Below are 25723 nucleotides of genomic sequence, written 5' to 3'. Positions count from 1 at the left end.
GGATTAGCATCAAGCCACATAAAATAGGGGATGTCCTTAAGCCTACAGACTTGAGGACATCCCCTTTCCAAACTTTAGATCGCGCCGAAGCTCTTCACGAAACGACGGAAAGCAGCTTGCCCTTCCGGAGTCCGTTTATAGACACCCGCATGTTCAAGAATATGTGTAAACTTGATGCCGACTTCGTTCTGTACAATCTTGACGGCTTCTTCATGCTGTAATGCCGTTCCGAAACGCTCTACAAGCTCCTGAACCCAAGCAGCGTGCTGCGCAAGTGGATGATTCGGATTATTCTTCAGCGCTTCTAATAGCGCTTGATCTCCTGCAAGGATGCTCGTAATAGAATCGAGCTCTTCCTTCAGACGCCCTGGCAGAATTGCGAGTCCCATAACCTCAATCAAGCCGATATTTTCTTTCTTGATATGGTGCATCTCCCGATGGGGATGGAAAATCCCTTCAGGATATTGCTCGTTAGTCCGGTTGTTACGCAGCACGAGATCCATCTCGAAGCTTCTATCTTCCGCCCGACGAACAATTGGAGTTACGGTATTATGAGGCTGCACTTCACCATCAACTTCGCTGAACGCCAACACTTCTGCTTCAGGATCACTATACGCCTTCCAAGCTTCATAAAGTGCATTGCCACACTCCAGCAATACCGCTGGATCTACACCATTCAAACGTAATACGGACATAGGCCATTTTACGATATTAATGCTGACACCCGGATAAGATGCATGCGTGAAGATATCTTCCTTAGGCGCTTTCTGAATAGGGAAGGTATGACGTCCACCTTGAAAATGGTCATGCGTCAGAATCGATCCGCCAACAATCGGCAAGTCTGCATTCGAGCCAATAAAATAGTGCGGGAAAGATTCCACGAAGCCAAGCAGCCGCTTCAAGGTATCCTTGGTAAGCTTCATTGGCACATGATCATGATGGAATACAATACAGTGCTCATTGTAGTAAACATATGGCGAATACTGAAAGAGCCATTTCTCATTATTCAACTGAAGTGGAATGACACGCAGGTTCTGGCGCGGCGGATGATTAACCCGACCCGCGTACCCAACATTCTCGCGGCACAGCAGACATTTTGGATAGACCGGCGGCGGGAGCAAGCGGGCCATAGCAATTTCCTTCGGACTCTTCTCAGGCTTGGACAAATTGATTGTCATCTCGATGTCACCGTAAGGCGAATCTTGCAGCCAGTAGACATTCTTGGAAATCCGGTCCATCCGGATATAGTTGGAATCTATGCTTAATTTATAAAAGCGATCTGTAGCCGCGGAAATGCCTTTTTTAGCAGCTAAACGGTTGAACTCCGCATTTACGTCTGATGGACGGGCCATTACGAGTCCCATAATCTTGGCATCGAGCAAGTCACGGTAAGTATCGCTATTTTCTGGAATCAATCCGATTTCAAAACCATAATCAATCAGTGCATCCAGTGGAACCTGCGGACCTGTAAGTGGACTTTGATCGACCTCGCCAACGAACGGCTCACTAAATCCGAACTGATCTAGCAGCACATTACGGCTATATTCTTCATCTGATGGAGCAATGAGCTGCTCACGTAGTGCGAACAGAACTAGCTGCTCAATCGCATGTAAGGCTTTCAGGCCAGCAGGCGTAACCTTATTCTCGTTGTGCATTTTCAATTCTCCTTAAGTAAGGTCTCATGCTCTATTTAAGTTAAGCTATGCTAAAGCCCCTTATTCTCCGTACCCCTGCGGATTGGCAGAATGCCAGTTCCAGGCGCTTTGAATGATATTCTCTAAGTCAGCATGCTGAGGGTTCCATCCAAGGATAGAGCGTGCTTTATCGGAGGAAGCTACCAGTACTGCCGGATCTCCAGCACGGCGTTCTTGAATAACTACAGGAATTTCTAGTCCTGTGACTTTCTTCGCAGTTTCAATAACCTGTTTCACCGAGAAGCCAAGTCCATTTCCCAAGTTGAAAATATTACTGCTGCTTCCGCTACGCAGATAAGTTACTGCACGAACATGGGCGTCAGCCAGATCGCTAACATGAATGTAGTCGCGCACACAAGTACCGTCTTCTGTAGGATAGTCGTCTCCGAACACGGCGATGCTTTCCCGTTGCTTCAAAGCGGTTTGCAATACCAGCGGAACCAAATGACTTTCCGGACGATGGTCTTCACCAATTTTGCCACTAGCATGTGCACCTGCAGCATTAAAGTAACGAAGCGCTACATATTTGATACCCAGTACTTTATCAAACCAAGCCATCATGCGTTCCATAGTCAGCTTAGTTTCGCCATATACGTTTGCTGGCTCGGTACGGTCTGTTTCTTCAATCGGCACCTTTTCCGGTTCGCCGTAGGTTGCAGCTGTAGACGAGAATACGATTTTGTTCACGCCAGCTTTTTGCATAGCTTCCAAAAGGCATTGCGTGCCGTATACGTTGTTGTCATAATATTTCACAGGGTCCTTCATGCTTTCACCAACCAAAGAGCTTGCCGCAAAATGTATAACCGCATCAATCTCATTCTCAGCGAACAGCTTACCCAGCAGTTCCTTATCACGCAGATCGCCTTCGTACAGCTTGCCACCCAGTAGCGCCTCACGATGCCCTGTTAGCAGATTGTCGATGACTACCACTTCTTCGCCGCGATCCAACAGCTCTGCTACAGTATGAGATCCAATATACCCTGCTCCACCTGTTACTAAAATTGCCATCTGATTACACTCCCTTCAATTCTTGGACACCATTACCGATGCCGCAAACATAGAACTCACCAACCAAACCAGATCGTGTGGTATATGCCTCGCTTACTTCACGAATGAAACGTTCTACATCATCTTCATGTACCAAGGATACAGTACAGCCACCGAAACCTGCACCAGTCATACGGGAACCGAGTGTACCGGGAATACGCTGTGCTTCTTCAACCATAATATCTAGCTCATCACAGCTAACTTCATACAAATCACGCAAGGAAGTATGTGAGTCATTCATGAACTGTCCAAACTGCTTCAGATCATTGTTCTTTAAGACCTCAACGGATTCTAGTACACGTTGATTCTCTTCCACAACATGGCGAGCGCGGCGTCTAACAATTTCATCTGTGATTTTTTCTTGATGTGCTTCAAATTGTTCACGATTGAGCTGTGCCAGATAAGCTAGTGAAGGAACTTCTTTTTGCAAAATAGACAAGGCCTCATCACACTGCTGACGACGTTCATTGTACTTGGAATCTACAAGTCCTCTGCGTTTGTTCGTGTTGCCGATAACCAGTTTGTAAGCACCCGTGATGAAAGGTACCAGATTATATTCAAGCGTATCACACATTAATAGGATTGCATGATCTCGTTTGCCATTAGCAACTGCGAACTGATCCATAATTCCGGAGTTTACACCTACGTACTGGTTCTCAGCACGCTGAGACAAGAGTGCAATCTCAACGGTATCCGTGTCTCCGCCTTCGAGAGTTAGAAAAGCATAAGCAGTCACGACTTCAAGAGAAGCTGATGAGGACAAGCCTGCGCCATTCGGAATATCACCATGGAACAGCATATCGTAACCTTTAGATACTGGGGTTTTCTTCTTCTCCAATTCAACCATTACTCCAACCGGATAGTCGATCCATTCCCCAGTTTTGGCCTTACCAATTTCACTATAATCAATAGATGCTTCATAAGGAAAATTAGTAGATGCAAAATTCACTTTGCTGTCACTGCGTGGACGCACAATCAAAGTTGTTCCGAATTCCAAAGCTGCCGGCAGCACGTATCCACCGTTATAATCCAAGTGCTCTCCGATGAGATTAACACGGCCTGGTGCATAAAATACTTGAGCTTCTTGCTCGCTCACCCCGTACTTTTCGATGAATTTCTTTTTAAGTTCCTGTGTGCTCATTAATGCCACTCCATCCTTTCGCTGCTTCAGCCAGTGGGAATTAGTAAAGCGTTCTTTATGTATTCATTATAATAGAATCAGTCATCCTCTGATAATGCAATCATGTGTGTAATGTATGGATAAATGTGACTTCCCATAATATAATAATTACACAAATAATTGATACACCCTAAACTATAAGCCATAAAATGACAATAACACAAGAAAGGCTGTCTCAAATGGAGCATACTTATTCCGTAGGATCTAATCCCGTGTATTACGATAAACAAAATCTCCATGTACTGTTTGCTGGTCAGAGTCAGACGATTCCTATGCATCAAGCTGGCCCTAAAATTTACGATTATTATTTACTTCACTTTATAGAGTCTGGCTCAGGTGTTTTCCGTACTGAACATCATCAATATGCACTGGGAAAAGGTGACTGCTTCCTTATTCATCCAGGACAGCTGGTCAGTTATATTTCGGATAAAAATCAGCCCTGGTGCTATCGCTGGGCAGCTTTTACTGGGAGTGAGGCTGATAGCCTTGTGCTGCAGACAGGCTTTACACCTCAAAAACCTGTGGTGACTACAACGGGTGATAGCGTCATCCCAGGTGCCCTATCCAATATCATGCAAGCCTTCAAAGCAAACAAAGAAAGTGCCCACCTAACTTCTCTAGGGTATCTTTATCTCATAGTAGGTGAAGCTGCAGATTTACTCTCTTCTTTCTCCCGTCTTCCTGGAGCTGAATCGCAGGTTAAGCGTACTGTAAAGCAAATGATCCACTACATGGCCTCCCAATATGCTCATCCAGTATCCATTGAACAAATGTGTGATACTCTTGGCTATAACCGGGCCTATCTATCCCGTGTATTTAAGCAGGAGACCGGATTATCTCCGGTAACATACTTGCTAAAGCTGCGCATTGAAAAGTCCAGACAGCTGCTGCGTGAACGACCCGAGCTGTCCGTTGAACAGGTAGCAGCATCCGTGGGGCTCACCGATGCTTTATACTTCTCACGCCAATTCAAACGGTTTTGTGCTCAGTCACCCACCGCTTACCGTCTCACAACGACCAGACATGTAAAGAAAACAGATCGGTAATGGAAGGTAGCGCAAAAGGGATTCACATATTAGACAAGTCCAATATGTGAATCCCTTTGCTAAGCTAACTTTCATATAGACTCAGATATTCGGGGTAAGCACGAAGATGTATCTCTTTTGCCCTTTTCTGAGCCATTTCCTTCAGTTCTGACACATGCTCCGCATCAACATAGTCAGCGAGAACATCAATCACATCATCAAGGAGCTTCGCTCTAAAATAAAACTCCATCCGTTCCAATATTGCATGGCCTGCTAAATCAATAACCAGGTCTCTACAATAACCCCAATCCTTTGATTTATAGATCGGCCATAGAAGTACGGAGTAATCCATTGCAGCATCTCCAAATACCGTTAAGTCATCCCAATCAATAATCCAATAATCATTACTATCATCGACTAAGACATTCTGCCAATTTATATCATTGTGGACAATGTCGGTCGCCTTTCTCTGAAAAGAAGGGTGCTGACTAACCATTATTCGCAATGCCTCCACTTCCGTATCGAACCAATCTAAAGTGTCCTCCGTTACGAAGTCCAGCAAATGCTTTTCCGCTCTAATGATTTGTAAATCTTCTTCAAATCGAGTGATATATTCGTCAGTAAATGCGGCGGCATAGTTGTAGTCCTTAGCCTCACTTGCAACTGCCATCCTAATCTCAGTATCCGCATGTAATTGATGAAGGGACTTCAGAACCTTCTCAATCACTGGCAGTGGTTCAGAAATGGAGCTTAATGGTTTACCTTCGATAAAATCAAATACTAAACCATAAGAATAACCAGGCGTTATTTCTTGTGAAATCTCCCTAATCAACCGTGGTGCCATGTAATTATAAGTCAAATGTTCACTGATCTTAACCCACTGTTTAAGTCCTGCTGCTTTTTGTTCTTGCGAAAGTTTTAGATGACGAACAGTTTGACCATCTGTTATGCGATAAGACTGGTTAACAAACCCACCAGGGTTCCAAATATATTTAGCCTCAATCTTCGAGCTATTTAACTCTAAAGATTGCGAGTTGGCTTCAGTCCACTCTTTCACCCTGTTTTCATCATGATGCAAATCCACTGATGCATCTCATCCCTTCACCCACGTCTTCATCAAGTTCCATTCTCCGTTTGAAGAATAGTCTCAATGCGATCCAATTCTGCCATAATCCTAATGAGATTATCCCTTCTAACCAAGCAGATCCTTTACACTGCCGAGTACTTTCCCAATCCGATCTGTAATCAGAAGATCAGCTTGATCATCAAAAGGTGTCGGGTCGCCATTCAGCAGCACCGTACGTTTGCCCCGGAAATAAGTGACTAGACTAGCCGCAGGCTGGACCGTAAGAGAGGTTCCACCAATCATAAGCATATCTGCAGCCGCTATCGCTTCGACAGAACTCACCAGCACCGAGTGGTCCAATTCTTCTTCATATAGCACAACATCCGGCTTAATAATGCCACCACATTCGGGGCAGCGAGGGACGATCTCAGTGATACCTAAGAGCTGCTCCAGCCCGTAATAACGTGAGCAGCCCATGCAATAGTTACGATGAATGGAACCATGCAGCTCAAGTACCTTTTGGCTACCCGCCAGCTGGTGTAGGCCATCAATATTTTGCGTAATAACAGCCTTAAGCTTGCCCTGCCGTTCCAATTCTGCAAGCAGCAGATGTGCGCCATTCGGACGAGCATCGGGATGAATCATTTTACTGCGGTAAAAATCAAAAAAAATGTCCGGTGAGGACATAAAAAAGGTTCGGCTCAGCATCACTTCAGGCGGATAAGGTGAATTGTGCTGAGTCTGGTATAATCCTGCTGCCGAGCGGAAATCCGGGATCCCGCTCTCTGTTGATGTACCTGCCCCTCCGAAAAAAACGATATTGTCACAGTCTTTAATCCAAGAAGCAAGTGTCTGCAATTGATCCATGTGTTGTAGCACATCCTTTCCATTATATGCGATCAGTAAGTGATCCTTAGCTCATTAAAGCTAGAAATAATCACATCTGCATCAATCAAGTGATTTCCATCACCCATGTTTGAGATTCCAACGGCAAGGCGTAAGCCTGCACCTTTACCCAATTGCATATCTGCATTACTGTCACCAATAATAATCGTCACTTCAGGAGACAGCCCCAGCTCCCGGCAGGCTAATTCAGCCATTTCAGGTGCGGGTTTTCCGTTTAATACTCTGTCTCTTGTAACTACCGAATGGAAATAATGAGCAATACCAAGCCAATCCAGATGCTCCTGAGTGGTCTTTGCGCCATCTGAGGTAACCACCCCTAGCTTGAGTGATGCAGCCGCGCACTGTTCCAGAAAAGGAAGAAGCCCTTCTAGAGGCTGTGCCGTGCGGCGTTTGCGTAATTCATACATAGCGTCCTTAGCTATACTCTTAACGCGGGTCAATGCTTCATTCCAAGGAACACCCGCAGCATACAGCTGCCATGCAAGCACACCATAACTTTCTTCTTCTGTAGCCATGGTAAGCGGCCCTGCTGGATCATAACCAATCAACTTTCCTGCAGCATCATGCTGGGTACCTAGCACTTTACTCCGATCCACGATAAAATCGGTTCCCATAATCGCAAGCTGATTTTCCATTCCACACAGTACAAGCTCGGCCCAATTCCCCCAAGTGGCTAATAGATCCAATAACGTACCATCTTTGTCGAATAGTATTCCTGAACAGGGAATGCAGTCATCGTTAATCTGTAATTCTGGCATAAATATCCTCCCTTTGTTGGAAAGACCAAAGACTACCTGAGATTCCCAAGCCAATCCAACATGGCTCGCACAGTGTCATTTTGCTGTTCTTCTTCGGAGATGGTTGCTTTCCCGTCTCCTTTTTGTGGTCCATAACTTCCAAACTGAGCGTGATTTCCACCGACGATTGAACTATAAACCGTATTATCTGGCAAATAAGAACGTCCTTTGTTGTAGCTGTCTCTGTCAATAACCTGATCCTCTGTACCCACTACAGACAATACTGACAAAGTAGTCTCTCGTAGACTACCTTTTTCATCTGGATAAGAAGCCAGGAAAAACACACCTTCCAGCTGGTCCGTATGCTCAATCGCATAACGTGACGCCATGACACCCCCAAGCGAATGCCCACCTAGAACAAAAGATTGCTTTGGATGCACACGAATAATCTCTTCTGCGGCATCACCCTTTGTTACTGCTAAATTAAGCGGCATTTTGGCGATGTAGAAAGGATGTCCCGCAGCAGCAATGCCCTTCGCAAGTGGGGAGTAAGCTTCTGGTTTCACCAGAGCTCCAGGGTAAAATATGATAGAGGCCCCCTTAGTAATGGAGGGTTCAAACGAAATCCAGTTTTCATTCTGTTCGACTGTAACTCCACCGCTTGAAATCAGTGCAGTTTCGGCTTCTTCAGCCGGTGCATACGGAGTTAAATATTTCCACAGCAGCAATCCGGCTACAACAAGAATAATTAATACAATTAAACCAATACGACGCTTAGTTATTCTTTTCTTCAACATGCTCCACTCCCGGATGTTACTGCATATAAGAAAATTATAGTAGAAACCCACTATTCTAACAACCTTCAACACATCGCCACATTTGGCACATATGACAGCGCTTTCACTAGTGAGTTAATTCACAATTCAATTGAAGAAAATCTTGTATTTTAAAATTAAAGCATCAAGCATCTTTGGGGGGAAGTCATGGTAGGGGAAAACTCGCTAGACACGCCTGGAAAGACCTTTTTTCTAAATATACGTTTTGTTCTCATTGTCACTGTATTCGTTGGAAACGCCATAGAACCACTGATAGGCTCCATGAGCAGCTTGCATAGCTTATATATGTGGATCTTCAGCTTTCATATGCCGCTCTTCGTGCTCGTTACGGGCTATTTTGCTAATAAACACCTTACTGGTACACAAGGCCGTCGCTTGATCATGCAAATCGGATTGCAGTACATTATTTTCCAAAGCCTCTACTCTGTGCTAGACGCCACCATATATCAGGTACAGGGTATCCATCATTCCTTTTTCGCCCCCTATTTGCTCTTATGGTTTCTGGCAAGTCATGCCTTCTGGCGTATACTTATGATCGGGATGCGTAAATGGGCGCCCGCCACTCAATTCATTTTTGCTGTCGCCGCTGGAGTTTCCGTTGGATACCTACAGCTTGATGGCGTATGGTTCAGCATTAGCCGCACTTTTGTATACCTGCCATTCTTCGTATTAGGTTATCATTTTTCGTTCCAGTCCTTTTCTCGCTTTTTTCAAAAATGGATTAAAATTACCGCTGCCGCAGTCTCCATCCTTCTATTCCTTCTGTTTGCATCTTGGGGATCAGAGTTGCCGATAGGCTGGCTTTACGGAAGTATGACCTACATGCAGCTTGGGCTTCAAGAATGGTACGCAGGAATTTATCGTCTGGGCATTTACGGGCTACAAATCACCGCTGCACTAGCGTTTATGGGGTGGATTCCTTACTCGCTTAGCCGGCTGACTGACTGGGGCTCCCGTACGTTATATGTTTTTCTACTTCACGGATTTATCGTTCGTTTTGCCGCTGTTTCTGGCCTGTACTCTTATATCAACCATTCTATAGGTGCCATGTTATTGGTGCTTTCGGCAATCTTACTGACCATTCTCTTAGCCCAACCAAGTGTAAAACGGCTGATGCATCCTATTATTGAGCCCCCCATTGGCTGGATGATCACCCTGCAGCGTGTTGCCTTAAGGCGCTCATTATAAGGTGGCCTATCCCCTAGTGGATAGGTTTTTTTATACTATTTAAGATCGGTCTCCTAATGAGAAACTTCACATTGTCCGGTAGAAAAAACGTGCTCTTTGTGATAGACTCACTAATAACAATGACTTCTCCGTTCATTATAGGCGGGAACCGTTTATACCAAAACAGCGGCATTTTTTATAGAATCGGCTTCGCCCTTCTTCTTCAGGAAGCTCGTCCCCGTTCATTCTATAAACCGTATATACGCAGGTCTTTGGAGTTCATTGCGTTAATGCGACACTATATTTCATTGCAATTTATTTAGGGGGGAAATGTCAATATGGCAGCTAAGAAAATGCGTTCAGACATGATTAAAAAAGGCTTTGACCGTGCTCCACACCGTAGTCTCCTGCGTGCAGCCGGAGTAAAAGAAGAAGATTTCGGAAAGCCGTTTATTGCGGTCTGCAATTCCTATATTGATATTGTTCCAGGTCATGTGCATCTTCAAGAGTTCGGTAAGATCGTTAAGGAAGCGATTCGTGAAGCTGGCGGCGTTCCTTTTGAATTCAATACGATCGGCGTTGATGACGGTATCGCAATGGGACATATCGGCATGCGTTATTCCCTACCAAGCCGCGAGATCATCGCTGACGCCTTGGAAACTGTCGTTTCCGCGCATTGGTTTGATGGCATGGTCTGCATCCCTAACTGCGATAAAATCACACCGGGAATGATGATGGGCGCACTGCGTGTCAACATCCCAACCATGTTCGTAAGTGGTGGTCCAATGAAAGCCGGCGTAGACAGTAAAGGTAAAAAGCTCTCCCTTACCTCCGTATTCGAGGGCGTAGGTGCTCACCAAGTCGGAAAAATCAATGATGCTGAGTTGCTTGAATTAGAACAATTCGGTTGTCCTACCTGTGGATCTTGTTCAGGAATGTTCACTGCCAACTCCATGAACTGTCTGGCAGAGGCACTTGGACTGGCATTGCCAGGTAACGGTACCATCCTAGCTGTAGCTGATGAGCGCAGAGAATTTGTACGCAGATCCGCTACTCAACTGATGGAATTGATTAAGTTGGACCTTAAACCAAGAGATATCGTAACTAAAGAATCACTCGATAACGCTTTTGCACTGGATATGGCAATGGGCGGCTCCACCAATACGGTGCTACACACCCTTGCACTGGCTCAAGAAGCTGGTATCGATTATCCGCTTGAACGTATTAACGAAGTGGCTAACCGTGTTCCTTATTTGGCGAAGCTGGCTCCAGCATCCGATATTTTCATTGAAGATGTGGACCGCGCAGGCGGCGTTAGTGCCGTCTTGAATGAACTGCTGAAGAAACCAGGTGCTCTGTACGGAGACTGCATGACGGTTACCGGCAAAACATTAGCCGAGAACGTAATCGGACATGAGATCCAAGATACTTCCGTTATTCATAAGATCGATAACCCTTACTCCGAAAGGGGCGGTCTTGCCGTCCTTTACGGCAACCTCGCTCCTGAAGGTTCCATCATTAAAGTAGGTGCAGTAGATGCTTCTGTTGGCGGATATCACAAAGGTCCTGCGATCTGCTTTGATTCCCAAGAATCCGCACTCGAAGGTATCGCTAACGGTAAGGTTAAAGAAGGCCATGTAGTCGTTATCCGTTATGAGGGTCCAAAGGGTGGACCGGGAATGCCGGAAATGCTAGCTCCTACTTCGCAAATCGTCGGGATGGGTCTTGGTGCTAAGGTTGGTCTGATTACAGACGGACGTTTCTCGGGGGCTTCCCGCGGAATTAGCATCGGTCACATTTCTCCGGAGGCTGCTGAAGGCGGCCCGATCGCTTTTGTTGAAGATGGAGACATCATTGAACTCGACCTCAACAATCGTAAGATTGAACTGCTGGTTGACGAAGAAGTATTGGCGGTTCGCCGTACGGGCTGGAAAGAGTTTGAGCCTAAAGTTAAGACTGGCTACCTGGCTCGCTATTCCAAAATGGTTACCAATGCAAGTAACGGTGCAGTACTGAAGATTTAATTAGCATAATCAAATTCTAGTTGTTCCTAGCATACATGAGCAGTCCACCTTAGATCATCTATGGTCGGACTGCTCTTTTATTGGGCACAAGAAAAAATGCCCCACAATCCATTTCTGGTTTGTGAGGCATCTATATTACGGCTCATTATATAAGACTTAATAATATCATGAATCAATTCGTTACTGTTGCTCCTGGTAATTCCACTTCTGTATGTGAATCGTTAAGTGACAATGCTTCCTCTTGCTGCGGTTTACGTTTCCTTACCGACCTTTCATCATGAGGCAGTTGCTGATTCATCTTCTTGAGTAATTCTGAGACAGGCATCAGGATTAGCTTCGGTACAAGAACCTCACTACGCTCCTTGAGCCTAGCACCCCCATCTGGATGAATCACACTTAACAGGATCTTTAAGTAAAACTTGGTGGAACGTGCGAAAATGCCATCGGGCAAATCATGTACACTAAAGCCGAATTTCTCTGGCCCACGGTTAATCATACTAACCCCATAAAGTGCTTTGGCTTGCGCGAGGTTTACGTCTTTGGCAATAACTTCAGCCAGCATTGGTAACCCTTTCTCCATTCTGCGAATCATTCGAATCGCAAGTTGAGCAGAAGAACGAGAATGAATACCTAATTCGAATAATTGCCTGTTATCAATATGCAGCTCAATGACTTTATCACCTTTACTCAACAGGGTTCCATCACCGAGTTCAACAGGCTCTCCCTTATATTTACGCATTCGAAAATGCATGAAAGGATCAGCTGGGTTAATCGTCTTGAGCTGGAACATTACTTGAAATACCTGCTCCCAAGCTAACCAGAGTCCTACTATTACTCGCTTACCAAAGGATAAGTGCCGAATGGGCGACTTCTCCATCTTGATCATGTCGTCAACCCGAATGCTGCGAAGTCCCCTTCTTTGGGCTTCTTGCAGTGTTAGTTCAAGGGCTACCAGCATATTCTCGGGTGCATCCGGATCGGCACCTAGCGTTGTGCCACTATCATGCAGCAGCATCACTTCGCCGGGATTTAGTCGAGCTAGCATTTTCTCGGTAAGCCGCTGCGCACCAAGCTTCTCACGCCAATCTCCAAACATTACCGACCATAGAACAATTTCAACTTGGCGACGTTTGGAAATATCGAACAAATTGACAATTCCCCAAGGCGGACGATAATAAGTACTACGCTCGCCTATTATGTTGTAGATAATATCATTCGTGTGCTGAATCTGCCGCCGAACGGTTGCGGGCCGCATGAGCCAGTTCGTCTTGTGAACATAATTATGAATTCCAATAAGATGTCCCTCTTCATGTATCCGCCTAATAAGCTCCGGATAACGTTCAGCGTTAGATCCTACTACAAAAAAGGTTGCTTTTGCATCATACTTCTTCAATAAATCCAGGAGTAACGGTGTAAATCGAGGGTCAGGTCCATCATCAAAGGTCAACGCGAACTCATTGCGCCCAGTTCCTTTACGAAAGACACGGTAACCAAAAATGCGGCTAATCATACCCGGGATAAAAGCATAAAAAGATGAGATATAAAATAACCAGAGCAGCAAAGTCTGCATATGAATTCCTCGCTTTTCCAGAGTTGACTTTGGCTCGCCTTACGTCTGCAAGCAGATACGGCCAAGTGAAGTTAGATAAAAAATACGTTACCCCCTATTTTAACACATGTATCAAAGAAATAGACGGTTTTTACGTAAAATCATGTACAATGTATTCAAGCTGACCTATCAACTTATTTAAAAAGGGAGATGTTTATATCTATGCTGCCGTTATACAAAAAATATTGGCGCACGTTCTTCGACATTGGATTAATTGTCCTCACGGTCTATCTGGTTATGTTCGCCTTCAGTAAATTGTATCAATTAGCTGCACCTGTATTCCTATCTTTTTTTGTATTTTTGCTTATTGAACCGCTTGCCCGTTTCTTGAACCGACGGGGGCTTGCCAAACCATTCGCTTCGGCGATTTCAGTGCTTCTGTTCCTAATCATTCTTCTAGGTACGTTATTTGGCGCTGGGCTATTAATCACTATCCAAGCGCTTCACTTTCAAGATAATCTTCCTAAGTATACATATGTGGTACAACAACATTTCGTGGAATCCACAACCTACCTTCAGCAAAAAATCGAAAGCTTGCCGCCGGATATTACCGACAAAGTGAATGGCTACTTTAAAAATGCCACGAATGTTCTTACTGGATGGCTTGTTATTTCTCTAAAATATATGGTCGGTGTGCTCGGATCCTTTTCCTCCTTCATGGCTAATTTTGGGATCGCCATTATTTTAGCATTTTTCCTTAGTATGGAGATTAAAGATTGGCGCAAGATTGCCCATGACAAAATGCCAAAAACATTTAAAACTGCTTATGCCTTTTTGCAGGGCAATGTCTTTAAAGCCATCGGCTCTTATTTAAAAGCTCAGCTTATTCTGATCAGCATTACCTTTGTTATCGTACTGGTTGGCTTATTCATACTAAGGACCGGTAACGAAATCACTATGGCGCTTATCTGTGCTGTATTTGATGTCTTGCCACTCCTTGGTGTAACGACGATTTTAGTCCCTTGGATCATCTATCTGTTCATTGTTGGCAATACCTCTTTAGCAATCGGTTTAATCGTACTCCTGGCGATTGTACTGATTGTAAGACAGCTGCTTGAACCGAAGATTACCGGGAATTCGATTGGCGTATCGTCTGCTTTTCTAATGCTGTCCTTCGTCATTCTGTCCACATCCGCGTTCGGTATGGCCGGTCTGATCCTGTCGCCGATTCTGCTTATTCTGATTAAAGAACTAATTCAACAAGGATATCTTCAGAGCTGGATCTATTTGCCTCAAGAGGAGTTTATCGTTTCGCCCTTTGCTGCAAATGGCCCTTCATCTAAGGGCACGGCCACTGCTCCCCCTCCGGAGCCTCAAGCTTCTGTAGAAGACGATAATAAATCAAATATCTGACCGAATAGCTTAATGGCAAGATGTGGACTATCCGGAGCGACATTCTCCACAGCGACTGATACAGCATATCTCGGGTGATCCACCGGGCCGTAGCCGATAAACCATTGATTGTTACGTGCTACGCCCTTAACCAGCGTCTGCGCCGTCCCTGATTTACCTGCAACAGGCCAGTGTGTGCTTTGTAGACGGGTTCCGGTTCCTTCCGTCACAACTTTGCGCATCATGGACAGTAACTGGCGGGCTGTAGACTCAGAAATCCTTCCTGCTGAAGAAGGGGACAGATGTCCCGGCAGCTCCTCCAGCTTCTGCCCGTTCGCAAATGTGACTCGCTGCAGAATCCTTGGCGCCCTTACTTCCCCTCCATGCAGTAGCGTTACAATAAGATTAGCTGCTTGTAAGGGTGTGACTTGTACATCCCGCTGTCCAATTGCAGTCTGTACTCTGGCTCCCTTGTCATCTGGAAGTAAGGTAGTAAAGATGCTCCCCTTTTGCTCTCCGGATAGTGGTTTTAGAAGTGGAAACCCAAGCGTCTTTTCAGCTTGCCAGCTAATATCTCTACCGAGTCCTAGCGCCAGTGCAGTTGATTGAAGCTGAGCACCGCTTAAGCGCTCTGCCAGAGCAGCAAATACAGTATTACAGGACACGGCAAATCCTTGCGCCAGCGTAAGGGCCCCGTGTCCTTTTCCTGTTAGACAAGACAATCCATATTTCTCATATTGCCCTGAACAATAAAAAAGCTCATCAGCGGAAGTCACACCGGCTTCTAACGCCGCGGCAGCTGTAACGATTTTGAAGATCGATCCTGGAACGGCAGCCTGGAGTGCCCGGTTGTTCCACTCCCCTCCTTGCGGAGATATCTTCTCCGGGTTATAGAAGGGTAAAGATACCATGGCTTCAATATCTCCCGTCCTGGTGTCTAACACCACTACGGCTCCTTCCTTCATTCCGGATTTGAGCGCAAGCTCCTCAATTTCCTCCTGAAGTTTCTTATCAATCGTTGTATATAAAGACAGAGGGAAATAAGGATTTCCCGGAGCTTTAACTTGAATGGGACTGCCTGGAAGGCGATTCCCGCGCGCATCCACTTGAACATATGCTTCAGTGTGGCCTACCCCTTGAAGCAAAGGCTCTAATGTCTTCTCTAAACCGTCCGTTCCCGTCATAGGTATCCTAAGACCCGTCGTAGAAGCTTTAGCTCCACCATGCATGGTGGCTTCCGATAAATAACCTAGCCATTGCCGACCTGAAGAAATCCCTTCATATCTGCGTGCGAAAGGAAGCACGCCTACTCCGTCGATCCCCAGTGCACTCACTTCTTCTGCCTGTGCCTGAGACAACGCGAGTGGTCCTTTTCCCACTGAAGATGGCCATAGCAAAGGTTCTTTAAGTGAAGATCGCTTATTCAACAGTTGTTCATAACTGACATCCAGAATCTCTGCCAGTCGGTGCATGGATTTAGCTTCTTCATAAACAACCTTCGTCACAGATTTCTTAGCCATCTCCTCTTGTGGAAAAAATGCCGCCGTCCAAATGGTTTCCCCAGCAAGAGGCTCATTCTTGCGGTCATACAGACGTCCCCGACCGCTGTCCAGTACAGTCTCCCGTTCACTTTGAATTTCCGCCATCTTCGCAAGTGTATATTTTGTTCCAGGAACCGTCTGTTCCTTCATAATTAGTTGAACCCACGCCAGCCTAAGGATCAACACGGCTACAGCCGCAGATAAAATAAGAAGACCGCTGAATACACGCCGATGTTTGTTATTACGCAATGTCTTCCCTCCTGAATAGACTCCACACCAATTATGTCCTACCTACATCCATTAGAATCGCCATAAAATGTTCATTGCAACATCACAATCAATAATTTATTTTCCAAACAAAAACGCCTCCGGCGTCCTTATGCCGCTCAAAACAAAGAACCGCTTCTCTTAAAGGAATAAGCGGTTCATTAATTTAGTATTATGTTACGTCTACCCTACACGCTGAACTTCGATAACTTCTCCTTTAACTGCAAGGATGCATCCTCCAGCTTCAAAGAAAGCTCAACCAAATGATCACTTACACTTTGTTGCTCTCCACTAAGTGAGGCAACCTCTTGAGATGCAGCTGATGATTCCTCAGCTATAGAGCTTACGTTGCTCATCGAATCGGATAGAACCTTTTGCGATTGACTCAAGCTGTCCATCGACACAGTTACAGCATTCAGACGGGCGATAAAATGCTGCATTTGATCCTGCACAGATACGAAGATATCGCTAGTGCTCTTCACGGAGGTCATTTGCTGATTAAAGAGCGGTGCAACCTCTGATAGAACCACAACCGTCTCGTTCATATCTCTCATAACGGTATCTGTTATTTCAGCCACAACAGCAATCGACTCTTTCGATTGATCTGCAAGCTGGCGTATCTCATCGGCTATCACCATGAATCCGCGTCCAGCCTCGCCTGCTCTTGCTGCTTCAATGGTGGCATTCAGAGACAAGATATTTGTCTGTTGTGTAATATTTTGCATGACATTAAGAACCCTCATAACGGAAGATGCCGTTTCTGTCAGCTCATTAACCTTCATCACAAGCTGATTCGTCTTCAGGCCAGTCCTATTCGTCTCATTAAGTAATTCTTTCAATCTGTTGAAACCTTCCTCACTGAGTTCGCCGATGTTATATGCGGTGTGATCCATCTCATGAGTAGCTGAATTGACTAAATCCATCTGTACCGAAATTTGCCCTGTCAACTCATTACCACGATCAGCTTCCAAAGCTAGACTGCCAGCACCACCCGCAATTTCTTCCGTGGCCGCGGCAATATCCATTGCTGCATCAGCGGTCTTGCGCGAAACACCGCTAAGTTCATCGGCGGTTTCCAGTACCTTCCGAGCGGTTTCATTAGTATGAATAACCAGCTCTGTTATTCGTTCCATCATCATGTTAAAGGAACTGGATAACTGACCGATCTCATCACGTGAGGTGATATTTGTACGCACCCCTAGATTCCCTTCGGCTCCCTCTGACATCAAATTCTTAAGTCTGGTCAGCGGTCGAGATACCATTCTGAGCATCCAATACCCTATCAAAATGGCGATAACAGCAGCTACAGCAACAATAATATAAGTAGTCTTAAGAATACGCAGCGCGTCTTTCGTCAAGTTCTCAGCCGGTACAACACCAAGTAACCTCCATCCCGAGGTTTCTAGTGTTCCGTATACAGCTAATATAGATTTCCCCTTCTCATCCTTTGTTGGCAATGAGCCTGCTGTATTCTGCAGACCACCCAGAAGCGTCCCTCCCAGATTCAGATATGTATCCGTCCCCACTTGCTGGGAGGAGGCAATCAATTCATCCTTATTCGTTAGTAATTGCATGTAGGAGCTTGTTCCAAGATCCACTTTACGAAGCTGATTTTCTAATTCGCTAATTGTAATATCGTTAATGACTATGTATCCCGAGCTTTTAGAATCACCGGCAATCGATTTGGCCAAATGGAAAACACCTGACGTATTTCCTTCCTGGCCCTGTAATTCACGTGGAATCCATACACTCTGTGGCTTCTCCTCTAGCTGCTTAAACCATGAGGATTCTCTGAAACTCTCAATAAAAGCTCTATCTTTTGTACCCGCCGAAGAAATTGGAAAACCTTCATTCATCGGAATAAGGTATACGGCCTCCACACCGTTTGATGCCGTGAGCCAATCATTTAGCTCCGCACTAATCTGGTTAGACAGTACCTTACGTTCCTCATTACTTGTAGTGGGATTATTCCCTTGTTTGAGTGCATTTTGAATTTCATTGTCGTACAAGATTCTTCCTAGACCATCCTCATAACGTAACAATTCCACATCAAACTTCTCAGCGGTTTGAACGACTGTCTGTTGATTGGCTGACAGCGCATTCGTCTCGATCGTATGCTCAGCTACGGAATAGGAAGTGTAGCCGAGAGAGAGCACGAGCACCATCGTCGAAACAAAGAAGATGAGAAAAAGCCGCACCCCAATGGATTTGGATGGATGCAGCTGGAATCGTCTTTTTTCTTTTTTCACTTGTACTTTCATCTAATCATTCACCACCGTTGTCGTCTGTTATGCCTACTGGCTTATCGTTTACAAGGTCATGAACATTTGTAACGCCCGATCGGAAAGATATGGCAAATACTCATGACCGTACTCATAATAAACCATAAGCTCTTTGGGCGCTAGTACTTTGTTGTATGTGGCAAACTGTGTTGAAGGTGGACAAATCACATCGGATAACCCTGTAACCCACAACATTTTGGCTTGAATTCGCTCCGCGAGATTCTGAATATCGATGTAACCCAGTCTATTAAAAATCTCATCCTCACGTAAATGATGGGGATCAAAAAAGCGGAAGTAATAGTTAATTTCCTCATATGCTGACGTAGTGATATCAAGCTCCCAAGCCCGTCTATAATCCGAAAGAAACGGGTACACAGGAACAGCCATGCCCACACGCGGCTCTAATGCTGCACAAGCTACAGTAAGCGCTCCGCCTTGAGATAAACCAAAAGCACCTACACGTACTGGATCAACTTCTTCCATAGACATCAATATTCGAGCAGTCTGCGCTGTATCCAGAAACACATTCCGATAGTAAAGGTTGTCCGGAGTAGGATCGTCAATACCGCGGATGATGTGTCCACGAATGGTTGTGCCTTTTACAGTAAGATTATCCTCGGATAGTCCGCCCTGTCCCCGGCAATCCATCGCAAGGACGCTAATCCCATGGGCCGCATAAGTCACCTTCTCCATCCAATCCCCGCTGTCACAGGAATATCCGTGGAACATTACTACACCGGGACCTTTTTCCGTACCTCTTTTCTTCGGTCTTACATATTTACAATGGATTCTTGCTCCCCCAACACCGGTAAAATAAAGATGAAAACATTCCGCTAGCTCACTCACGAACTCCGCAGGCTCTAGTTCATAATCTAGCGGCTGGGCGTCCAGATCACGTAAAGCCCGCTCCCAAAATAGATCGAAGTCATCCGGCTTTGGGCTGCTTCCGTTATATTTTTTTAATTGTGACAATGTCATGTCGCTTCCCATATTAAGATCCTCCTTAAAGTTTTTTCACTAAAAACAATGGAAACGGAAAACCCGCATATGAGGGTTTTCCGTTAGCTTCCACTAATAACAAGGGCTCGAAAGTTGCACTTTCTGCAACTATTTACAGCAAAATATGTTGTGTTGTTCATTTAATTGCACTCTATACAACTAAATTTGCTCAAAGCGGGGATTACGAGGAAAAATCTCCTGAGATAAGTGTACAATGTGCAACTATTTAGACTAAACATCACCACATAGGTTAGTTTAAGTGCACTTTCTGCAACTATCGGCTTTAGCTTAGATGTAGAGAGGTCTCATGAAGGGGATAAAGTTTGTTCACCCTATTAGATTTTGCCTAAACCCGCATCGTCGCCAACCTCTTCATGGGTGTCGATAACATAGTTGACAATTTCATCAACGGTTGTATATGCAACGCCAACATAAGTATCAGCAGCGCCATAATAGATGGCGATACGGCCGGTTTCTGCATCATGCAGAGTAGCACACGGGAACAGAACGTTATTCACAAAGCCTCTTTCCTCGTACCACTCTTCAGGGGTTAGCACAAAATTTTTCGAGCGATATTTCACCTTCGAAGGCTCATTAATGTCCAAAATAACCGCACCCATGCTATATACAAGACCGTTGCAGGTTCCAGTAACGCCATGGTAGAACATCAACCAGCCTTCAGAAGTTTCAATCGGTGCAGGTCCGCCTCCAATCTTCACACTTTGCCACCAGCCTTGGCCACCTTTACTCATCACATGGCGATGTTTACCCCAATATACGAAGTCAGGGCTCTCACTAAGGAACACATCACCAAATGGTGTATGACCACTGTCACTTGGACGGGACAACATCACGAAGTTATTATTGATTTTTCTAGGGAAGAGTACGCCGTTCCGGTTGAAGGGCAGGAATGGATTTTCCAAGCTGACAAATGTTTTGAAATCTTGTGTTTTGGCAACACCGATGGCCGCGCCGTAAAAATCTGTACACCAGATAATATAAAATGTATCTTCGACCTTTACCAGACGTGGATCGTAAGCATAACGCGGCTGATAAGGTTTACCTTCTTCATCTATAAATTGGATCGGCTCATCATCGATTTTCCAATCCAGACCGTCCACACTATGTCCCATACGCAAATGCGGACGAGTTGTGTTATCTTCCACACGAAATACTCCAATAAAACTACCTTCATACGCAACAACCGCACTATTAAAAATACGGGCTACACCTTTTGCAGGATTTCTTTTGATAACCGGGTTATCATTATGTCTCCAAATCGGATTCTCGTAGCCGGCAGGCTTATCCTGCCAAGGCATGTTCGGGTTGTTCATTGCACTCGCTCCTACCAATTTCACTTCACTCATTAGTATTCCCTCCAAATGTATGCAACTTTTCAGTTTGCTATTTTATCTAGTACTGCTATGAAATCTACTACTAAGCTTACTTAACGGAACCTTGTGAAAATCCATTGTAGATATACTTTTGCAACGCGGTAAACACAACCAATGTCGGAATAATCGCGATCATAATCGCCGCACAGATAACTTCCCACTGTGATCCGTATGGACCTTTAAACTTAAAGAGCGCTGTGGAGATCGTTTGTAGATCTGTTTTCGGCATATACAGGAAAGGAGTATAAAAATCGTTATAAATATTTACGCCCTTTACAATAATTACTGTTACAATCGCCGGTTTCAGCAGTGGCAAAATAATTCTCCAATAAATCGTCCAATATGAAGCCCCGTCCAGCATCGCGGATTCATCCAGTGATTCGGAGATCGAATCCAGGAATTGCATAAAAATATATACAGCGATAATATCCGTACCGAGGTACATCACGATGGGTGCCCATCTGGTATTAAACAAGCCCAAGTGATTGATGATTTGGAAAGTCGCCACTTGCGTAGTAACACCCGGAATCAGGGTAGCAATCAGAAACATACTGATGAGAACTTTACTGCCTTTAAATTTGAAGCGGGATAAAATATAAGCCATCATCGAACCCGTCAGCGTTGCACCCAGGATAGAGATCACAACGATAATGACCGTGTTTTTAAAACCAAGAAGCATTTTTCCATCAACAAAAGCCTTTGTGTAGTTGGAGAAATTCAGCCAATTCTCTGGCAGTGTTAACGGTCCGGTTGAAGCGTATTCTGGCCCTGTTTTTAATGAGGCAAAAAATACAACTACAATAGGTATCAATGCTGCAAGTGCTCCCAAAATCAAGGTGAGATATTTGAATATACTAGCAGTGGTATATTTTACAGAATGCATAGTTTATTTCTCCTCCTTGATCAGAACGCGCTGCAAAATAGTAACTACTATAACGATACCCAGCAAAACTACGGCTATCGCTGATGCTAATCCAACTTTGCTATATTTAAACGCTACATCGACCGTCTGTATAACAAATGTGCTACTTCCGTTAGATCCGCCTGTCATGACGTATGGAATTTCAAACACACCAATGGCGCCACTAACCGCTAAAATCAAGTTCAATTGCAGAATACGTTTAATACTTGGCAAAATAATATGCATAAACTGATGCCATCTGTTTGCACCATCAATCTCAGCGGCTTCATAAATATCCGAACCGATCGAGGAGATAGCCCCAAGGAAGATCAGGAAGTTCATCCCCATGTATCTCCACAGTGACGCACCTGCAAGTGAGAAGTTAATCAAATTCGGATTGAGCAGCCACTTCTGTTGTAAACCACTAAGTCCGAGCAGGTTAAGAATCGTGTCTAGCGTTCCATCTGGTTTGAAAAAGAAAAGAAAGATAAAACCGATGGCTACACCATTTAGCAAGGTTGGGAAGAACAAAATCCCTTTGAACAAATTTTTCATACGAACACTAAAGCTCAGAATGGTCGCAAAATATAAAGCAAGCGCCATCTGAATAAAGGTGGTGAAGAAATAATACAAGCTGACCTTAAATACGGAAAAATACTCAGGTTTCGTAAAAATAGTCTTGTAGTTCTCCAGCCCAACGTATTCCATATTTTTACTTAGTCCATTCCAGCTGGTGAAGCTGTATCGAAACATACTGATGACTGGATAATAAGCAAACGTGAGTAGTAATACGATCGGCACTAATGAGAACAAGAAAATGATGGCAATCCGTTGATTTTTATAACTCAAATTCGAAAACTTGAACACCCGATACACCTCCAGAAAAAGCATCCTCATTTATTTATGACTCATTTAAATGTGAAGGGGGAAATGCCTGTTAGCATATCCCCTCCCACATCCACCACCGCCTATAGCATTTAAGAAAGCTTATAGTTGTTACTGTGCTATGACTTTCGCGTGAGCGGCTTTCCACTTGTCGTTGAGATCCTTCATGATGTCATCATAGGATTCTTTTCTGTTGCCAATTGCTGCTTCAATAATGCGTTTCTTGAAGTCTGGCTGCCAAGCACCGATTTCAGCTTGCTTGTCAATTTCATCAGACCAGCCTTCTTCGCCGGCTTTAGCAGCTGCAAGTGTATCAAAGGTTACTTCAGTGCCTTCATATTGTTTCAGAATTTCTGGAAGCTCAGCACCGATAGCTGGACTCATACCGCCACCTTCAGTCGTTGGGTAGCCAGATTCGTTAATGAACCAATCCACCCAAGCTCTAGCAGCTTCTTTGTTTTTACTATGAACGCTGACACCCAGATTGTAGTCACCCGCTAGTGGTACAAGCACTTTATCAGCATTCGTAGGGAATGGCATAAAGCCAACGTCATCAGGGTTAGTAGCAAGGCCTTTAATTTGACCAATCGCCCAAGATCCAAGAACCATCGTGCCGATTTTTCCGTTTGCCAGATCCGCTTTGGAAGATTCCCAATCTGTTGTCGTTGGGTCTTCTTCAATCAAACCTTTTTGCGCTGCATCATATAGAATTTTGTACAGCTCATAGTGAGGTTGACCTGGAACATAGTTGTCATCACTAGCCACTTGACCAATGTTCACATAATCACGGTTACCAGCTACTGTAGCCAGATCCGCTTCCCATTGGGTCAATGTCCAGCCAGCTGCGTAGTTTGTGTACAGAGGCACAGCTTTTGTTTTGTCTTTAATCGATTGCAGAGCAGTCAAGAATTGTTCAGGGGTTCTTGGAACCTCTGTAATCCCGGCATCTTTAAAGACTTGTTTGTTGTAAATAATACCGTTAAAGTTGATGGTCATTGGAATTCCGTAAGCCATTCCGTCTACTGCACGCTCTTCCACACCTGTATATTGTTTTTGCATATTTTCCAGTTTACCCAGTGGTTCGAAGAAATCGGGAATATCTTTAATCGCTATGCTTGTAGGTAACAAAAGAACGTCGCCATAGTCACTAGTGCTCATGCGAATTTTAATTTGATCTTCGTAAGTAGCAAGCGCTTCAAAGTTTACCTTTACATCAGGATATTTCTCATTGAATTTAGCCGCATACTCTTTGAATACGGTATCAACAATATCCGTTCTTTGCGTAATAACCGTGATATCCCCTTTAATGTCCTTGGCTGCTGTATCATCAGCCGGAGCTGCACTCGCCTCTGTTGAGGATCCATTGCTTCCTGTGTTTTTAGCGCCTTCATTGTTAGTGTTGTTGTTTGAAGAACAACCGCTAAACAATCCTGCCATAAGTGTCAGTGCCATCAAACTCATCATTGTTTTGCCTTTTTTCATGTTTTTACGACCCCTCTCTTCAATTTGACTCTAATTTAGTTTAATAACAAAAATAATAACTTTTATCACCACTAGCAATTTAATAGAGTAATCATCAATACTAAAATCATTGATAATTCTTGAAAACAAGTGATGATATCGCTTACAAACTCATTATAAATCTATTTTTAACGCAAAACGATGGTTTGAATTGCTTTTTCTGGTCTTGTATTTGTTATATTTGTTTTTATTACAGTAATTTTGTTATCTAATTTATCCGAAATAACCACAAAAAAAGAGAGCTTTTCGCTCTCCTAAATAATAGCTTCCTATATAAGTCTAAAACTCACGTTCCATTTTCGGTAATTTACAGCCGCTTTTATAATCCTTAGGTGTCATACCACACATTTTCTTGAACAATTTATTAAAATAAACCGGATCACTATAACCTACTTTATCGGCAATTTCATAATTTTTCAGGTCGGGATGCTCCATCAGCAATTCTTTCGCCTTAGTAATACGAATCCGAATTAGATAATCGGTTATGGTCTGGCCCGTCTTTATTTTGAACAAACGGCTAAGGTAACTCGCATTCATACCAACGGTCTCCGCCAAACGCTCAAGTTCGAAGTTCTGATCATACTCCCTCTCCAGTATGCTTTTAGTCTGTTCAACGACGTAATGCTCTCCACCATCTGCCGTTTGAGAGAACATCTCTTCCTGCTCTTTGACATTCTTTTTCTTTGCATCTTCTACTCTCTTGAGCAGTTCATATAGCTGAGTTTTATCAATAGGCTTTAGTAAATAATCCATCACCCCATGGCGTATTGCTCGGCGGGCATATTCAAATTCACTAAAACCGCTAAGAACGGCAATAGGCATATCCTCCATATGTCCTCTAACCTGTTCAATCAGCATAAAGCCATCCATTCTAGGCATTTTTATATCTGTAATCAGCAGATCCATATCCTCTCGGGATAACTTTTCAATATGCTCCCAGGCTTCCAACCCGTTACCGTAGGATCCAATTACATGTACGTCTATCTCCATTCTGGATGTGATTTTTTCGAGCCCCCTGCGAATGACTTCCTCGTCGTCCGCAATCATAACATTTATCATATGAGTATTTCCCTCCAGTTGTATCTCCTAGTTATTATGATTGCGCTATCACCATGAATAGAATGCTCCCTATGTATTACGTCAATGTACGATTGCGCTCATTTATAGTCTTGTATTTACTATAACGAAAGTTATTCTAATTTCCCAGCTGTAACTATAGATTGTCCTTGAAATCATCTTCGAAAAAGTATATAACTAAATTAAGTTGTTATTATAAACTAACAAATTAATAATAACTATATAACAAAATT

20 protein-coding genes are annotated in these 25723 nt (G+C 44.2%); 4 read left to right on the top strand and 16 right to left on the bottom strand.

The window, feature by feature from the left end:
* Window positions 1–74: 74 nt before the first annotated feature.
* Genes L1028_RS00100 through L1028_RS00090 form a run of 3 tightly spaced genes read right to left on the bottom strand, consistent with a single transcriptional unit; the run spans window position 75 to window position 3882 of the window.
* Window positions 75–1655, bottom strand: coding sequence for a UDP-glucose--hexose-1-phosphate uridylyltransferase (locus L1028_RS00100; RefSeq protein WP_234529771.1), 1581 nt, complete (start codon window positions 1653–1655; stop codon window positions 75–77).
* A 60-nt stretch (window positions 1656–1715) separates the two neighbouring features.
* A complete protein-coding gene (gene galE, locus L1028_RS00095; protein ID WP_042186143.1) occupies window positions 1716–2702 on the bottom strand; it encodes a UDP-glucose 4-epimerase GalE in 987 nt (328 codons plus the stop codon).
* Between the two features lie 4 nt (window positions 2703–2706).
* Entirely contained in the window at window positions 2707–3882 is a 1176-nt protein-coding gene (locus L1028_RS00090) for a galactokinase (protein WP_234529770.1), read from the bottom strand.
* Window positions 3883–4070: 188 nt separating this feature from the next.
* On the opposite strand from L1028_RS00090, the gene L1028_RS00085 reads away from it, so the two are divergent.
* Entirely contained in the window at window positions 4071–4967 is an 897-nt protein-coding gene (locus tag L1028_RS00085; RefSeq protein WP_234529768.1) for an AraC family transcriptional regulator, read from the top strand.
* Window positions 4968–5031: 64 nt separating this feature from the next.
* Here the strand turns inward: L1028_RS00085 and L1028_RS00080 are convergent, their stop codons facing one another.
* The 4 genes from L1028_RS00080 to L1028_RS00065 form a co-directional block, all read right to left on the bottom strand.
* Window positions 5032–6030, bottom strand: coding sequence for an aminoglycoside phosphotransferase family protein (locus L1028_RS00080; protein WP_234529766.1), 999 nt, complete (start codon window positions 6028–6030; stop codon window positions 5032–5034).
* Window positions 6031–6138: 108 nt separating this feature from the next.
* Window positions 6139–6879, bottom strand: coding sequence for an NAD-dependent protein deacylase (locus L1028_RS00075; protein WP_234529764.1), 741 nt, complete (start codon window positions 6877–6879; stop codon window positions 6139–6141).
* 32 nt (window positions 6880–6911) lie between these two features.
* Window positions 6912–7676, bottom strand: a complete 765-nt coding sequence (locus tag L1028_RS00070) for an HAD family hydrolase (protein ID WP_234529763.1) — start codon at window positions 7674–7676, stop codon at window positions 6912–6914.
* A gap of 32 nt (window positions 7677–7708) precedes the next feature.
* Window positions 7709–8452, bottom strand: coding sequence for an alpha/beta hydrolase (locus L1028_RS00065; RefSeq protein WP_234529761.1), 744 nt, complete (start codon window positions 8450–8452; stop codon window positions 7709–7711).
* Between the two features lie 186 nt (window positions 8453–8638).
* Between L1028_RS00065 and L1028_RS00060 the strand changes: the two genes are divergently transcribed.
* Window positions 8639–9679: an acyltransferase family protein gene (locus L1028_RS00060; RefSeq protein WP_234529759.1), complete on the top strand. Its 1041-nt coding sequence runs from the start codon at window positions 8639–8641 to the stop codon at window positions 9677–9679.
* 317 nt (window positions 9680–9996) lie between these two features.
* The gene (gene ilvD / locus L1028_RS00055) at window positions 9997–11682 is read left to right on the top strand and encodes a dihydroxy-acid dehydratase (protein ID WP_042125516.1); all 1686 of its coding nucleotides are present in this window, start codon (window positions 9997–9999) and stop codon (window positions 11680–11682) included.
* A 172-nt stretch (window positions 11683–11854) separates the two neighbouring features.
* On the opposite strand, the gene L1028_RS00050 is transcribed toward ilvD, so the two are convergent.
* Window positions 11855–13252: a polysaccharide deacetylase family protein gene (locus L1028_RS00050; RefSeq protein WP_234529758.1), complete on the bottom strand. Its 1398-nt coding sequence runs from the start codon at window positions 13250–13252 to the stop codon at window positions 11855–11857.
* 201 nt (window positions 13253–13453) lie between these two features.
* On the opposite strand from L1028_RS00050, the gene L1028_RS00045 reads away from it, so the two are divergent.
* The gene (locus L1028_RS00045) at window positions 13454–14644 is read left to right on the top strand and encodes an AI-2E family transporter (protein ID WP_234529755.1); all 1191 of its coding nucleotides are present in this window, start codon (window positions 13454–13456) and stop codon (window positions 14642–14644) included.
* On the opposite strand, the gene L1028_RS00040 is transcribed toward L1028_RS00045, so the two are convergent.
* From L1028_RS00040 to L1028_RS00005, 8 genes are all read right to left on the bottom strand, one after another.
* Entirely contained in the window at window positions 14605–16413 is a 1809-nt protein-coding gene (locus L1028_RS00040) for a peptidoglycan D,D-transpeptidase FtsI family protein (protein ID WP_234529753.1), read from the bottom strand. The two genes, L1028_RS00045 and L1028_RS00040, sit on opposite strands and share 40 nt — an antisense overlap.
* Window positions 16414–16619: 206 nt before the next feature.
* Window positions 16620–18692 carry a methyl-accepting chemotaxis protein gene (locus L1028_RS00035; RefSeq protein ID WP_234529751.1) on the bottom strand — a complete coding sequence of 691 codons (2073 nt, stop codon included), beginning with the start codon at window positions 18690–18692 and terminating at the stop codon, window positions 16620–16622.
* 48 nt (window positions 18693–18740) lie between these two features.
* Window positions 18741–19703 carry an acetylxylan esterase gene (locus L1028_RS00030; RefSeq protein ID WP_234529749.1) on the bottom strand — a complete coding sequence of 321 codons (963 nt, stop codon included), beginning with the start codon at window positions 19701–19703 and terminating at the stop codon, window positions 18741–18743.
* Window positions 19704–20047: 344 nt separating this feature from the next.
* Complete coding sequence (locus L1028_RS00025; protein ID WP_234529747.1) at window positions 20048–21079, bottom strand: glycoside hydrolase family 130 protein; 1032 nt, start codon at window positions 21077–21079, stop codon at window positions 20048–20050.
* Between the two features lie 76 nt (window positions 21080–21155).
* A complete protein-coding gene (locus L1028_RS00020; RefSeq protein WP_042186110.1) occupies window positions 21156–21989 on the bottom strand; it encodes a carbohydrate ABC transporter permease in 834 nt (277 codons plus the stop codon).
* Window positions 21990–21992: 3 nt separating this feature from the next.
* Window positions 21993–22874 (bottom strand): carbohydrate ABC transporter permease, encoded by an 882-nt coding sequence (locus tag L1028_RS00015; protein ID WP_234529744.1) that lies wholly within the window; start codon window positions 22872–22874, stop codon window positions 21993–21995.
* A 129-nt stretch (window positions 22875–23003) separates the two neighbouring features.
* A complete protein-coding gene (locus L1028_RS00010) occupies window positions 23004–24374 on the bottom strand; it encodes an ABC transporter substrate-binding protein (protein ID WP_234529742.1) in 1371 nt (456 codons plus the stop codon).
* Window positions 24375–24692: 318 nt separating this feature from the next.
* Entirely contained in the window at window positions 24693–25472 is a 780-nt protein-coding gene (locus tag L1028_RS00005) for a response regulator transcription factor (RefSeq protein WP_234529740.1), read from the bottom strand.
* Window positions 25473–25723: the final 251 nt, after the last annotated feature.

The sequence above is a fragment of the Paenibacillus pseudetheri genome (assembly GCF_924513355.1).
GTDB lineage: Bacteria > Bacillota > Bacilli > Paenibacillales > Paenibacillaceae > Paenibacillus_AQ > Paenibacillus_AQ pseudetheri.
This window is presented reverse-complemented; position numbering and strand designations above follow the sequence as displayed.